This is a genomic window from Streptomyces viridifaciens, assembly GCF_001888885.2.
GTDB lineage: Bacteria > Actinomycetota > Actinomycetes > Streptomycetales > Streptomycetaceae > Kitasatospora > Kitasatospora aureofaciens.
On the sequence record NZ_CP090841.1, the window covers coordinates 7,595,670 to 7,608,978 of the forward strand.

A 13,309-nucleotide genomic window follows, 5' to 3' on the forward strand; every position below is an offset into this window, starting at 1 on the left:
CCTGCACCGCCCGCCGGCAGGCGTCAACTCCGCGCCCGCTTCTTCACTCCTGCGCATGAAATGGTGGGCCGTCCGGAGCTCTGGAGCAGGTCACGGCGGCCTCCTGCCGGAGGAGGCTGGCCAGTGGGCCGCTCCCGCCGCCCGCCCTCCCGAACGGAGCCCGAACGTGACCAGATCCCGGCCCCTCCGGGCAGCCGCCGCGCTGCTGCTCCCCGCCGTCCTCGCGGCCTGCTCCAGCTCGGGCTCCGGCTCCGGAACGCCGTCGACCACCGCGACGAGCCCCCTGCAGGGCAGCACCGTCGCGACGAGTCCCGTCCAGAGCAGTGCCGCCGCCGCGAGCCCCGCCCAGAGCAGTACCGCGGCGCTCCAGGTCACCATCAAGGACTTCGCCTTCGCGCCCGCGACCCTGAAGGCGGGCCCCGGCCGGACCGTCACCGTGACGAACCAGGACACCACCGCCCACACCCTCACCGCCGCCGACAAGTCCTTCGACACCGGGACGATCGCGCCCGGCGCCACCGCGACCTTCACCGCGCCCCAGCAGGCCGGCGACCACCCGTACATCTGCACCATCCACCCGTTCATGCACGGCACCCTCACCGTGGGCTGAGGCCCCGTGGCCACCCCCGCACCCGCCCGCCGGCACCGCCTCGCCCACCTCCTGCCGCGCGTGGTGGCCGCCGCCGGCCTCGCCGTGCCGGTGGTGTTCCTCCGGCGCCACCGCACCGGCGATCTCTACGCCTGGCTCGTCGCCGCCTGCGGCCTCGGCGCACCGCTGCTCCGCCGCTACGTCGACGTCGGCACCCTGGGCCCGCTGCCGAACATGTACGAGCCGATCTGGTTCGAGGAGAAGATCCGCGCCGCCTGGGCCGAGGGCATCGCCACCGCGGCGCTCACCGTCCTGCTGTTCGGCCACCGCCGACGCCCGGCCTGATCGCGGAGGGGGCCCCGGACACCGCTCCCGCCGCCCGGGTGAACGGGCGGCGCGGCGGTCCGGGTGAACGGGCGGCGCGGCGGGCCGGAGGCGATGATCGCCGGAATCCTGGAGGCCCTCACCGTCGGAGGCGGACATGCGGATCCTGCTCCTCGCCAGTGCGTTCAACAGCCTCAGTCAGCGGCTGCACGCCGAACTGCGCGACCGACGCCACCAGGTCGAGTTCCAACTCGCCGGTGACGACGAGGAGTTGTCCGCCACCGTGGCCCGGTTCCGGCCGGACGTGCTGCTCGCGCCGATGCTGCGCACCGCGATCCCGCAGGAGGTCTGGTCGGAGCTCACCTGCCTGATCGTCCACCCCGGCCCGCCCGGCGATCGCGGTCCCTCCTCACTCGACCGGGCGATCCAGGACGGCCGCACCGAGTGGGGCGTCACGGTGCTCCAGGCCGAGGCGGAGATGGACGCCGGACCGGTCTGGGCCGCCGAGCCCTGCGGGCTGCCCGAGCACGGCAAGAGCGACCTCTACCGCAACGAGGTCTCCGACGCGGCCGTGGCCGCCGCCCTGCTCGCTGTGGAGCGCGTCGCCTCCGGCACGTACGTCCCGCAGCCGCAGCACGGTCCCGGCTGGCGCCGGACAGTGCGCACCCGGCCCTTCCTGCGCCAGCACGACCGCCGGATCGACTGGGCGGCCGACCCCACCGAAACGGTGCTGCGCAGGCTCCGCGCCGCGGACTCCCAGCCCGGCGTGCTGGACGAGCTGTGCGGCGGCGAGTGGTTCCTGCACGGCGGCCACCGCGAGCCGCTGTTGCGCGGCCGCCCCGGTGAGCTGCTCGCCACCCGGGCCGGCGCCGTCTGCCGGGCCACCTCGGACGGCGCGGTGTGGATCCCCGAACTGCGCCGCCGCCGCACCCCGGGCGGGCCCGCGACCTTCAAGCTCCCGGCGGTCACGGCGCTCGGCGCCCTGCTGCCGCCCCTGCCCGAGGCACTCGCGCCGCTGATGCCCGATGAGGGCGAGCGGCCCGGCTGGTCGGACATCGGCTACCGCGAGGACGGCCCGGTGGGCCTGCTGCGCTTCGCGTTCCCCGGCGGGGCGATGTCCACCGAGCACTGCCGCCGGCTGCTGGCGGCGTACCGCTTCGCGCTCGGGCGCCCGACCTCGGTGCTGGTGCTCGGCGGCGGCCGGGACTTCTTCTCCAACGGCATCCACCTCAACGTCATCGAGGCGGCCCAGGACCCGGCCGCCGAGTCCTGGGCCAACATCACCGCGATGGACGACCTGGTCGCCGAGGTGCTCGCCACCACCGACCGGCTGGTGGTCTCCGCCCTCGGCGGCAACGCCGCGGCCGGCGGGATGATGCTGGCGCTGGCCGCCGACGAGGTGTGGTGCCGCGCCGGCTCCGTGCTCAACCCGCACTACCGGCTGATGGGCCTGTACGGCTCGGAGTACTGGACCTACACCCTGCCGCGGCGGGTGGGCGCGGCGGAGGCCGGGCGGCTGACCGAGCAGGCCCTCCCGGTGTCCGCCGCGGCGGCCGAGCGGATCGGCCTGGTCGACCGGGTGCTGGACTGCGGGCCGGGCGAGTTCGGGGCGAACGCGGCCCACCTGGCCGGGCTGCTCGCCGCCTCGCCCGCCGCCCAGCAGCGGATCGCGGCCAAGAAGGCGGTGCGCGAGGCCGACGAGCGGGCGAAGCCGCTCGCCGCGTACCGGGAGGAGGAGCTCGCGGTGATGCGCCGGCAGTTCTTCACACCCGAATCGCCGTACCACGCCCTGCGGTCCGCGTTCGTCCACAAGCGCCCGGTGCCCGCCGGGCTCCTCGCGAGGACGTGACCCGAACGGCCGCGGCGGGCTTGCGCGGCCAGGACGGTCCGGTGGGCTCTCCGCCCGGCGGCCGACCCGGATCGTTGGTATGACTGGGACCGAGCCATCCCCTCCGGTTCCCGTCCCCGAGGAGGCATCCTCATGAGCGCCGCGACCGCCGCAACGGCTGTAACCGCCGCAATGGCTGTAACCGCCGCAACCGCTGCAAGCGCCGACACCGACATGCTGCACAGTCGGCCGAACGGGCCCGCCCGTTGCCCGCGGAGGTGACGGCGTGAGTGAACGAAGTGAGCGAAGGCACACGAGCGGCTTCCCCGAGAAGATCGAGCGCGGTTTCGCAGGGGCCCGGCGGATCGCCGACGCGGTGCTGATGGCGGGCTACGAGCTCCACCCGCACCGCGTGTCCGAGGCCGAGAACAGGCTGCGCCGGCAGTTCGGCGTGCTGGTGCCGCCCGAGTACACGGCGCAGGGCGGCGAACACTCCCACCAGCGCACGGAGTGCGTGATGGAGGCGCAGTACGACGACCGGCTGGCGGTGGAGCTGCGCTTCCTGCGGGCCCAGCGACGCACCGTCGAACAGGCCGTCAAGGGCGGCGGGTTCGAGCCGGTGGAGGAACTGGAGCTGGCCGACCGGGTGCTCGTCGAGTGCGACGAGGCGGTCGAGGAGCGGATCGAACTGCTGCTGTCCGTCGAGGAGTTGACCGGCGAGGTGGTGCAGCACGGGTTCCGGCTGCCGGGCGTCGGCAGCACGGAGCTGCTGCACGAGCGCGGCAGCGCCGTCGGCCGACTGGTGCGCCGGCGCGAACAGGTCGACGGGCTGGTGCGGTTGAGGGTCGAGGAACTGCCCGGCCGGTACCGGGCGCAGCGCCTGACCGTCGAGGTGGAGAACGCCTCCACCTGGACGCCGCCCCGAGGGGCCGGCCGCGAGGAGGCGCTGCCGCGCTCCCTGCTCTCCACCCACCTGCTGCTCGCACTGGAGCACGGCCGCTTCCTGTCGGTCGCCGATCCGCCCGACTGGGCCCGCTCGGCCGTGGAGCGGTGCCGCAACGAGCGCACCTGGCCCATGCCCGCCGGACCGGACGGCGGGTACCAGGTGGTCCTCTCCTCGCCGATCCTCCTGGAGGACCACCCGCCCATCCCCCCGGAGAGCCCCGACGCCTTGTACGAGGCCACCGAGATCGACGAGATCCGGGCCCTGCGGACGGCGACCCCGACCGACCGGCGGAAGCGGGAGCCCCGGGGCAGCGACGGCCTGGCCGCTTCCATGCCGCCCGAGGTGCTCGGGTAGCCGCACGGCGTGATCCGCGGCGTGCGCGGCATCACCGGCTGCGGCCCGGACCGGCAACAGCCCTGGTGGGACCCGGGCAGCCCGGTGCTGCTGCGGCCCGGACGGCGGCGCACCGCCACCCAGGACCTCGACGGGTCGGTGCACCTGGCCGGCACGACTGGAGGACGACCTGGGCGCGGACCTGTGGCGGGCCCAGGGGCGCTTCCGGTGCCTGCAGCCCGACGAGATCACCCCGCCGGAGGAGTCGTGACCCGACGGACGGTGCTGATCGCCGGAGTGGCAGACGTCCTCCTCGGCGACGACGGCCTCGGGGCGGAGACCGTCCCGCCCCGGAGCTGCTGACCCGCACCGGCCCGGGCTGGTCGTCGGTGGTGCCGCGTAGGGTCGGGCCCGACAGGTTGAGCCGGTGTTGAGGGTGGGGCAGTTGGAGCCGCAGGGGAACGAGTGGGACGCGCGGGTGGCCGGGGTCCGGAGGTTCGCGGAGGCCGGGAATCTGGACGGTCTGGTGAGGAGCCTCTACGGCCTGAACGTCGACCTCGATGGCGACTGGGCCGGCGACGGCGGCGGGCAGGTGATCGAGCTGCTGGGGCGGATGCCCATCCCCGACCGGGTGCAGCTGCTGTGCCGGATGACGGAGGGGCTGGAGGAGACGGCCGTCCACGCGCCCCGTGAGCGCCCGGGCCTGGCCAGGCTGGTCGTACGGCTGAGTGAGGGGCTGAGCTGCGAGCAATTGGCCGCCTGGCGGGAGCCGTTGCTCGACCTGGCGGCGGGGATGATGACCCTGTGGGAGGGCTGGCGGCTGGGCTGCCTGGCCGAGGTCGAGCTGGCGGCGGGTCGGTGCCTGCCGGACGCGGTGGTCGCCACCGTTCGCCGGACCGCGCTGGCCGCCGAGACCCCCGGTGAACTCCTCGATGTGGCCGCCGGAATCGCCGAGCCGCCTCTCAACCCCGGCGAGCCGTGGGCGGATCGGGCACTCGCGGACCTGGCGGTCACCGGGCCCGCCTGGCACCCGCTGATCGGCCACGCGCTGTCCCTCTCCGGCTCCCGCCCCGGCGTCGGGTGGCAGCGGGCCGGGCGGCAGCTGCTCGCCGAACTCGGGCCGGAGCGCGTCCGCTCGGCGGTCTGCGGGTGGCTCGCCCTGGCCGGCGAGCCGCGCAGTCTGCCCGTCGCGTCCTACTACGGCTCGGGCACCGCGGGGTTCGAGATGGACCCCTTCAACGTGCGTGCGCTCCAGGGCGTCGCCGCGCTCCTGGCGCTGGCACCCGCCCACCCGGACTCGGCCGCAGCCCTGGGCCGTCTGGTGGAGGCAGCCCTGCTGCGGATCCCCGGCGTCGGACCGCGGTCGCACAAGACGGCCTCCGCCGCGGTGCACGCCCTCGTCCAGCTCGGGGACGAGGACGCGTACGACGAGCTGGAGCGCCTGGCCGGCACGGTGAAGTACCGCCCGACCGTGAACCTCGTCACCAAGGCCCTCGCCGCCAGGACCGTGTAGAGCGGGGCCTGCGGGAAACCGATTTCCGTTTCGGTAGGGACATCGCCTATGGTGATCTCACCGACGCGGGGTGGAGCAGCTCGGTAGCTCGCTGGGCTCATAACCCAGAGGTCGCAGGTTCAAATCCTGTCCCCGCTACCAACAGAAGCCGGGGTCGGCGCACTTGGTGCGCCGACCCCGGCTTCTTCGTGTTACGGGAGCGGAGGACGGGGTCGATCCCGGCCGGGGCTTCGCGCGTGACCGGCGTCCGCGCGGTCGCGGTGGTCCCGGCTTCGTCCGAGGTCGGCCAGGGCAGCGACGGCTGCGTGCCGCAACTCCGTGTCCAACGTGTCCGCCCGCCCTTTCGCGATGTCCGGGCTAGGTACCACCGGGTGCCCAGCGGTTCCGGCGCCGAGTGGGTGTCAGGCCCACGTGAACTTCCTTGATGGGACCCTGACAGCACATCAGGTTACTTTAGGGTAATTTAACGGTGTCGTCCGGGTGAACGTCCCCGGCCTCCCTTGAAGGACTCGTACGTGCTCTCTCACCAGTTCCACCGTTCCGGTCGCCGTCTGGCCGGGTCCGCGCTGGCCCTTGTTGCTGCTGTCGGTGTACTGCCCGTTGCTCCCGCGTTCGCCGATCCGGCGCCCGTGCCGGGGGCGGCCGGTCAGCCGGACGCCACTGCGCATCTGGATGCGGTGGAGCGGGCGTTGCGCGAGGTGTCGCCGGGGCTGGAGGGGACGGCGTGGGAGCGCACGGCGGGGAACCGGCTGGATGCGCCGGCCGGAGACCCGGGTGGGTGGCTGCTGCAGACGCCGGGGTGCTGGGGGGACGCCTCGTGCAGCCAGCGGGTGGGGACCAGGCGGGTGCTGGACAAGATGCGGGAGAACATCTCGCGGGCGACCCGGACCGTCGACATCTCAACTCTCGCGCCGTTCCCGGACGGTGGGTTCCAGGACGCGATCGTGGACGGCCTCAAGGCGTCGGTCGCCGCCGGGAACACGCCGCACGTGCGGGTCCTGGCCGGGGCCGCGCCGCTGTACAACATCACCGCGCTGCCGTCGAAGTACCGGGACGACCTGGTGGCCCGGCTCGGGGGTGCCGCCGGGAGCGTGACCGTCGAGGTGGCCTCGATGACCACCGCGAAGACCGCGTTCTCCTGGAACCACTCCAAGCTGCTGGTCGTCGACGGGCAGAGCGTCATCACCGGCGGGATCAACAACTGGAAGGGCGACTACCTCGACACCGCCCACCCGGTCACCGACGTCGACCTGGCGCTGAACGGTCCGGCCGCCGCCTCCGCCGGTGCCTACCTGGACACCCTGTGGGACTGGACCTGCCGCAACACAGGGGTCTTCTCGGCCGCCTGGTTCGCCTCCTCCAACGGCGCCGGGTGCACCCCCGACCTCGAGCGGCGTCTCAACCCGGCGGCCGCGCAGGTGCCCGCCGCCGGCGACCTGCCGGTGATCTCGGTCGGCGGCCTGGGCGTCGGCATCCGCGGCAACGACCCCGCCTCCGGCTACCGCCCCGACCGGGCGCCCGCCGCCGACGACCTCAAGTGCGGCCCGATCGGCCTGCACGACAACACCAACGACGACCGCGACTACGCGACGGTCAACCCGGAGGAGGCCGCGCTGCGGGCGCTGATCGCCGGCGCCGGCAGCCGGATCGACATCTCCCAGCAGGACGTGACCGGCACCTGCCCGCCGATGCCGCGCTACGACGTGCGGCTCTTGGACCTGCTCGCGGGCAAGCTCGCGGACGGCGTGAAGGTGCGCATCGTGGTCAGCGATCCCGGCAACCGGGGTACCGTCGGCAGCGGCGGCTACTCGCAGATCAAGTCCCTGAACGAGATCAGCGACACCCTGGCCGCCCGCCTCACCGCCCGCCTCGGCGACCCGGGGAAGGCGAAGGCGACGATGTGCCAGAACCTCCAACTCGCGCCGTTCCGGGCCTCCTCGGCCCCGACCTGGGCCGACGGCCACCCGTACGCGCTGCACCACAAGCTGGTCTCGGTCGACGGATCCGCCTTCTTCATCGGTTCCAAGAACCTCTACCCGGCCTGGCTGCAGGACTTCGGCTACGTCGTCGAGAACCGCGCCGCCGCCGGGCAGCTCGACCAGCAGCTGCTCGCCCCGCAGTGGCAGTACTCGCAGGCCGCCGCGACCTTCGACTACAGCCGGGGCGTCTGCCAGGGCTGACGGTCAGTAGAAGAGCAGTCAAGGAGCCGCCCCCGCCGAACCGGAGCCCGGCGAGGGCGGCCCCGCAGGCGCGAGCCCGAAGAGAGGCCCTTGGGCGCCCTGGACGGCGGGTCAGCGGCTGCGCGAGCATGGAGCACATGCCCGAGACGCCGAAGTCCCCGCGCAGGATCGCCGACGACCACGTCGTCCGGGTCGCGGCACTCGACCCGGCGACCTCGACCAGACTCGGCCTCCACCCCGAGGACGACCGGCAGCCGGACCTGTCACCGGACGGCTTCGAGGCGCTCGCCGAAGTCGCCCGGCAGACCCTGACCGCCCTCGACACCACGGCGCTCGTCGACGATCCCGCCGAGCTGGACTGCGCCCGCCTGCTGCGCGAGCGGCTCACCGCCGAACTCGCCGTGCACGAGGCCGGGGACCACTACCGCCAGCTGCGCAACGTCAACTCGCCCCTGCACAAGGTCCGCGGCGTCTTCACCATGATGCCCACCGACACCGCCGAGCAGTGGGCGGCCGTCGCCGGACGGCTGCGCAACGTCCCCGGCGCCCTGCACGGCTACCGGGCGACGCTGGCCGAGGGCATCGGCCGCGGACTGCTCAGCGCCCCCCGGCAGGCCCGCGCCGCCATCGCCCAACTGGACGCCTGGACGGGGCGAGCGGGCGGCGGCACGAGCTGGTTCACCGGCTTCGTCGCGGACGGGCCCGCCGCGCTGCGCCCCGAACTGGACGCCGCCGCCGAACGGGCGACCGCCGCCACTGCCGCCTTCCGCGACTGGCTCGCCGACACCTACCTGCCCGCCGCCGACGGCACCCCGGACGCCGTCGGCCGCGAGCACTACCTGCGCTGCGCACGCTCGCCGAGGAAGCAGGTGAGGGCCACGTGGCCGCTGCTGAAGGAGGCCATGCCGAGTCGGCCGCGCCGGCCGCGCTGGTGCGCGGCGGGCGTGAGCGACGAGGTCAGAAGCTGTAGTCGATCGCCTTCTCCTGCATCAACGTGTCCAGCTCCGCGTCCGACAGCGGGTGCAGGGTGTTCAGGAGGTCGCGCAGCCCGGCTTCGCCGAGGGTCTGGCTGGCGACCGAGACCTCCGTGTCGCGGTAGCGCCGGGTGACGGTGGTCTCCTGGGTGGAGCCGTGAACCGTGACCATCTCGCCGTGGCCGTCCACCCTGCAGGTCGTGCCCGCCTCCGGGGGCTCGGGGCACCGGAGAGCCGGTGTGAGCGGCAGGCGCACCACGAGACCCACGTACCCGGTCTCGTAACCCTCGCGGACGGGCCGGTAGTCGACGGCGAAGGAGGCCGGGCCGACCCGGACGCGGGACACGTGCATGCCCGCCGGTGCGGTACCGAGGTACAGCAGCGAATAGGTGAGCACCATGAGCTGCCGTCGGGCGTGGCCGTCGGGCGGGGCTGCGGCGGCACCTTCGGCTGATTCCGGATCAGTTGCTCCTCGGTCATGGCGTGCGAGCATGACCGGATGACTGTGACTTCCCACGAGCTGCACCGGGTGACGACGCCGGTTCTGGAGATTGCCTACCACCGGACCGGCGAGCGCCGCCGGACCACCGACGCTCCGGTGATCCTGCTGCACGGGTTCCCCTACGACGTGCGGGCCTACGACGAGGTGGCGCGGTTGGTCGCGGAGGTCGGCCGGGAGGTACTGGTGCCGTACCTGCGTGGTTACGGGCCGACGCGGTTCCTGGACGGGGGGACGGTACGCAGTGGCCAGCAGGCCGCGCTCGCGCGGGACCTGGTGGAGTTCATGGACGCGCTGGGGATCGAGCGGGCGGTGGTGGCCGGTTACGACTGGGGTGGGCGGGCGGCCTGTGCGGCGGCGGCGCTGTGGCCGGAGCGGATCGACGGTCTGGTTGCGGCGGGCGGCTACACCGTCCAGGACATCGCCCGCGCGATGGAGCCCGCCGCGCCGGAGGCGGAGCGCAACCTCTGGTATCAGTACTACTTCCATTCCGATCGCGGCCGCCAGGGGCTGGAGCAGAACCGTGAGGAGCTGTGCGGGTTGCTCTGGCGGCTGTGGTCGCCGAGCTGGGCGGCGGCCGGGAAGGCGTTCGCGGCGTCCGCACCCAGCCTGCACAACCCGGACTTCGTCGAGGTGTCGATCCACTCCTACCGGCACCGGTACGGACTGGTGGAGGGCGACCCGCGCTACCAGGAGCTGGAGGAGACGCTGGCCGGCCGGCCGCCTATCGCGGCTCCGACGGTGGTGCTGGTCGGGGAGGAGAACGGGGTGATCCCCGCCGCGGACCAGACCGGCACCGACCGGTTCACGGGCCCGTGCGAGGTGCGGACCCTGCCAGGCGTGGGGCACAACGTTCCGCAGGAGGCGCCGGAGGCGTTCGCCGAGGCGGTGCTGAGCCTGGTGGGGTGAGGAGGGAGGGGCGGTGGGGCCGCCGGGCGGACGGCGGCCCCACCGGTGGCGCAAGGAGTGCTAGCCGTGCGTGACGCACTTGTTGGTGCTGTTGGACCACAGGCCCTGGAGGTCGAAGGTGCCGGTGCTCAGGGTGACGTAGGCGTCGAGGTTCTGGCACTCGTCGCCGATCTCCCCGCCGCCGCCGTTCCAGCCGATGCTGGGCCAGAAGTCGGTGACGGTCTCGGCGTACTCGTGGGTCTCGGTGGATTCGATGCCGGAGAGCATCCGGCCGTCGGTGAAGGTGGTGCAGGCGCCTGCTCCCAGGTCCGGGATGTACGGCATGTTGGTGTAGGCCAGGGTGCCGTAGGAGCTGCTGGTCTTGTCGTGCCAGGCGCAGAATCCGCTGTTGGGGAAGCCGTCCGGGTGGGTGCCGGTGGGGGAGAGCACCACGTACTGGGCGTTGAGGTTGGGCGCCTGGGTGGTGTTGCCGAAGTGGGCGGCGGCCTTGCCGGCCTCGGCGCCGAGCTGGGTGCTGGTCGCGCTCGCAGGCGCGGCGGCGGAGTTGTCGAACCAGACGCCGGCGAGCGGGGTGGTGGCCGGGTGCTGGACGTGGACGCCCTTGGTGCCGCAGTTGGTGGTGCCCTTGGCGACGCCCTCGCAGTACTGGTCGAGGATGGTGCCCCAGGTGTCCTGGCTGCCGTAGAGGCCCTTGAACATGTTCTGCATGTCGGCCGCCACCCCGGCCGGGTCGGAGGACCACTGGCTGCCCCAGAAGACCAGGTACACCTTCGGGGTGGGGGAGACCACGCCCTGGGTCGCGGAGGAGCGGACCGAGAGGGTGTTGTTGGTGGTGGCGGTCGGGCGCTGGGCGGCGCCGGGGTGGAGCGCCTTGGTTCCGAAGTGGGCGGCGGCCGGGGCGGGTTGCGCCTCGGCGCCGGTGGCCAGTGCGGTGGTGCCGAGGGCGGCCAGGGCCAGCGCGGTGAGGGTGTGTGCGGCGGCCTTGAGCGGTGTGCGCATGCGTCTGCTCCCGAGTGTGAGGGTGTGGGAGGTTTGTCCGTGCTCGTCGAGTCGAGCCCGGACACCACACCAACTCGGCGGCGGTGCCGTCCAGATGGCGGACACGGCCGTGCGAAGCCTTTGCCGTGGTCATACCAAGTCCTTGTCGTCGAACGGCCGGTGGACGTGTTCGATGGTCCACGGCGGTCGGTACTACGATGCGCAGCGATGTTTTCCGGCCGATCAAGGGGGAACTGATGACGGGTCAGTGGCAGGAGCTGGGCGCGCCCGGCGGTATCGAGGCGTACGTGCACCGCCCGGCGGGCGAGGTGCGCGGGGCGGTGGTGGTCTGTTCGGAGCTGTACGGCGTCAACGCGTACCTGCGGCGCGTCTGTGCCGAGTTGGCGGACCTCGGGTACGTGGCGGTGGCCCCGGACTTCTACTGGCGCAACGCCCGCCGCACCGAGCTCGGTTACGGCGCCGAGGAACGCGAGGCGGGTCTGCTGCTGATGACCGCCCTGGACCGCGACGAGTTGGTCGCCGACGCCGCCGCGGCACTGGACGCCGCCCGGGCACTGGCCGACGGCCACGGCGTGGCCTTCTTCGGGATGAGCATGGGCGGCCACATCGCCGTGCGTGCGGCCACCGAGCTGCGCTTCGAGCTGGCCGCGGTGTACTACCCGGGCTGGCTGCTCAACTCCGGCTTCCCGCTGGTCGGTCCGGTGCCGCCGCTGGAGACGGCGGAGCGGATCGCCGCCAACGGCGTGTACCTGCTGGGCTTCTGCGGCGAGCTGGACCACATCCTCCCGCAGGAGGAGTGGCGGGAGGCCGAGCGGCGGCTGACCGACGCCAAGGTCGGGCACGAGCTGGTCACCTACCCGGGCGCCCGGCACGGCTTCGCGGCCGACCGCCCGGCGGACCACGACGCCACCGCGACCGCCGACGCCTGGCGGCGCGTCCGGGGGGCGCTGGCCGAGCGGCTGTAATGCGCGACGATGCCGCGCGCTTCCGGTCCGGCTGTGCGACGGGGGAAGGCGATGGAGAAACAGCAGCATGCGGAGCCCTGGTACGCCACCGCGCTGCGGGCCGGGCTGGAACTGGTCGGCTGGATCGGCCTGCCGATCGCGCTGTGGCCGCACTCGGTACTGCTGGCGATCGGCGTGGACGTGCTGCTGATCGGCGTCCCGGCGCTCCTGCAGACGCCCGGGGACAAACCGGGGACGGTCGTCGCGGTGCCCGGCTGGGTCACGGTCCTGATGGTGCTCGCCGAACTCGCCGGGGCCGTCACCGCCGCCGGGCTGCTCTTCCCGGGCTGGGCGGCGGTGCTGGTCACGCTCCTCGCGCTGGCCTGCTGCGGCACGGAACTGCCGCGATGGCGGCGGTTGTTGAGCCGGTAGAGCGTGCCCCGACGCCAGGCGCGCCGATAGAGCGTGCCCCGACGCACGGCGTCGGGGCACGCTCAAGGGACGGCCGTCAGTGAGGACGTTCGGCGGCGACGCCGTACGCGGCCCGCCGAACGGGCCCCGCGAAGGCGCGCCTGCCCGGCGGCGGGGCCGGGAACGGCTGCCGCGGCCGCCGGGGGGATCACGCGAGCCCCTCGACGTGGATCACGCGAGTCCCGTCGACGTGGGACCCTCACCGTCGCCATGACCTTGCCCGGCCCCGCCTGCCGATGTTTGAGCCGGGGCTGCTGGGCAGACGCAAGGTGGACACGCGGACCCGCGGGTCGATCTGCGCGTATGCGCGGCAGGCCTGCGGGCCGTCGGAGAGTAGTGATCGGAAACGGCCATGAACGACCAGGAATCGACTTCATCCGCCCCGTCGAGGGGTACGGCCCTGCTGCTGCGCCCGGTGGAGTCCGCCGCCTCCGCCGTGCGGCGTGTACCGGGTGCCGGGGCCGTCGGCGGGATGGTCGACGGAGTGCTCGACACCGTGGGACTGGTGTCGCCGCGGGCCCGTCGGATCGCGGCCTACACCGGCGCCGGGCTGCTGGGAGCGGTGGGCGCGGTCGAGTGGCCGGTGGCTGCAGCCGGCGCGGCGGCGGTCTGGCTGACCCAGGCGCGCCCGAAGAGTTCCACGGGGTCCGCCGCCACGCCCGCCCGGGAAGGTGCGCCGGCAGCCAAGAGCAGAACCACCGAGGCACCGAAGGCCTCCCGGTCGGGCGGCACGGCGCCGAGCCGCCGCCGGACGACCATCGCCGCGTCCGCCGGGTCGTCCCGGCGGAAGACCGTCTGAC

12 protein-coding genes and 1 tRNA gene are annotated in these 13,309 nt (G+C 73.6%); 12 read left to right on the forward strand and 1 reads right to left on the reverse strand.

From position 1 onward, the window contains the following. Nucleotides 1-166: 166 nt before the first annotated feature. From BOQ63_RS41130 to BOQ63_RS41170, 9 genes are all read left to right on the forward strand, one after another. A complete protein-coding gene (locus BOQ63_RS41130) occupies nt 167-610 on the forward strand; it encodes a cupredoxin domain-containing protein (protein ID WP_030279403.1) in 444 nt (147 codons plus the stop codon). Between the two features lie 6 nt (nt 611-616). Continuing rightward, a complete protein-coding gene (locus BOQ63_RS41135) occupies nt 617-934 on the forward strand; it encodes a hypothetical protein (protein WP_050367060.1) in 318 nt (105 codons plus the stop codon). A 136-nt stretch (nt 935-1,070) separates the two neighbouring features. Continuing rightward, nucleotides 1,071-2,762, forward strand: coding sequence for an enoyl-CoA hydratase-related protein (locus BOQ63_RS41140; protein ID WP_043480375.1), 1,692 nt, complete (start codon nt 1,071-1,073; stop codon nt 2,760-2,762). A gap of 265 nt (nt 2,763-3,027) precedes the next feature. Next, nucleotides 3,028-4,041 (forward strand): hypothetical protein, encoded by a 1,014-nt coding sequence (locus BOQ63_RS41145; protein ID WP_360463654.1) that lies wholly within the window; start codon nt 3,028-3,030, stop codon nt 4,039-4,041. Between the two features lie 424 nt (nt 4,042-4,465). Beyond that, complete coding sequence (locus BOQ63_RS41150; RefSeq protein ID WP_072656025.1) at nt 4,466-5,533, forward strand: hypothetical protein; 1,068 nt, start codon at nt 4,466-4,468, stop codon at nt 5,531-5,533. Between the two features lie 64 nt (nt 5,534-5,597). Beyond that, nucleotides 5,598-5,674, forward strand: a tRNA-Met gene (locus BOQ63_RS41155). A 374-nt stretch (nt 5,675-6,048) separates the two neighbouring features. Further along, complete coding sequence (locus tag BOQ63_RS41160) at nt 6,049-7,713, forward strand: phospholipase D-like domain-containing protein (protein ID WP_072656026.1); 1,665 nt, start codon at nt 6,049-6,051, stop codon at nt 7,711-7,713. 137 nt (nt 7,714-7,850) lie between these two features. Next, complete coding sequence (locus BOQ63_RS41165) at nt 7,851-8,822, forward strand: DUF885 family protein (RefSeq protein ID WP_072656027.1); 972 nt, start codon at nt 7,851-7,853, stop codon at nt 8,820-8,822. Between the two features lie 364 nt (nt 8,823-9,186). Next, entirely contained in the window at nt 9,187-10,095 is a 909-nt protein-coding gene (locus BOQ63_RS41170) for an alpha/beta fold hydrolase (RefSeq protein WP_030550438.1), read from the forward strand. A gap of 60 nt (nt 10,096-10,155) precedes the next feature. Here BOQ63_RS41170 and BOQ63_RS41175 read toward each other — a convergent pair whose 3' ends face one another. Then, entirely contained in the window at nt 10,156-11,094 is a 939-nt protein-coding gene (locus BOQ63_RS41175; RefSeq protein ID WP_072656028.1) for a hypothetical protein, read from the reverse strand. A 236-nt stretch (nt 11,095-11,330) separates the two neighbouring features. Between BOQ63_RS41175 and BOQ63_RS41180 the strand changes: the two genes are divergently transcribed. The 3 genes from BOQ63_RS41180 (at nt 11,331) to BOQ63_RS41190 (ending at nt 13,308) form a co-directional block, all read left to right on the forward strand. Then, entirely contained in the window at nt 11,331-12,059 is a 729-nt protein-coding gene (locus BOQ63_RS41180) for a dienelactone hydrolase family protein (protein WP_167395856.1), read from the forward strand. A gap of 51 nt (nt 12,060-12,110) precedes the next feature. After that, on the forward strand, nt 12,111-12,470 hold the full coding sequence (locus tag BOQ63_RS41185; RefSeq protein ID WP_030279420.1) for a hypothetical protein: 360 nt from the start codon (nt 12,111-12,113) through the stop codon (nt 12,468-12,470). 391 nt (nt 12,471-12,861) lie between these two features. Next, complete coding sequence (locus BOQ63_RS41190; protein WP_050367064.1) at nt 12,862-13,308, forward strand: hypothetical protein; 447 nt, start codon at nt 12,862-12,864, stop codon at nt 13,306-13,308. The last annotated feature ends 1 nt before the right edge of the window (nt 13,309 follow it).

Excerpts from the sequence above, each read along its gene's own strand:
- BOQ63_RS41140 (WP_043480375.1), top strand. The coding sequence starts at position 1,071 with ATGCGGATCCTGCTCCTCGCCAGTGCGTTCAACAGCCTCAGTCAGCGG.
- BOQ63_RS41165 (WP_072656027.1), top strand. The coding sequence starts at position 7,851 with ATGCCCGAGACGCCGAAGTCCCCGCGCAGGATCGCCGACGACCACGTC.
- BOQ63_RS41170 (WP_030550438.1), top strand. The coding sequence starts at position 9,187 with ATGACTGTGACTTCCCACGAGCTGCACCGGGTGACGACGCCGGTTCTG.
- BOQ63_RS41175 (WP_072656028.1), bottom strand. The coding sequence starts at position 11,094 with ATGCGCACACCGCTCAAGGCCGCCGCACACACCCTCACCGCGCTGGCC.
- BOQ63_RS41180 (WP_167395856.1), top strand. The coding sequence starts at position 11,331 with ATGACGGGTCAGTGGCAGGAGCTGGGCGCGCCCGGCGGTATCGAGGCG.
- BOQ63_RS41185 (WP_030279420.1), top strand. The coding sequence starts at position 12,111 with ATGGAGAAACAGCAGCATGCGGAGCCCTGGTACGCCACCGCGCTGCGG.
- BOQ63_RS41190 (WP_050367064.1), top strand. The coding sequence starts at position 12,862 with ATGAACGACCAGGAATCGACTTCATCCGCCCCGTCGAGGGGTACGGCC.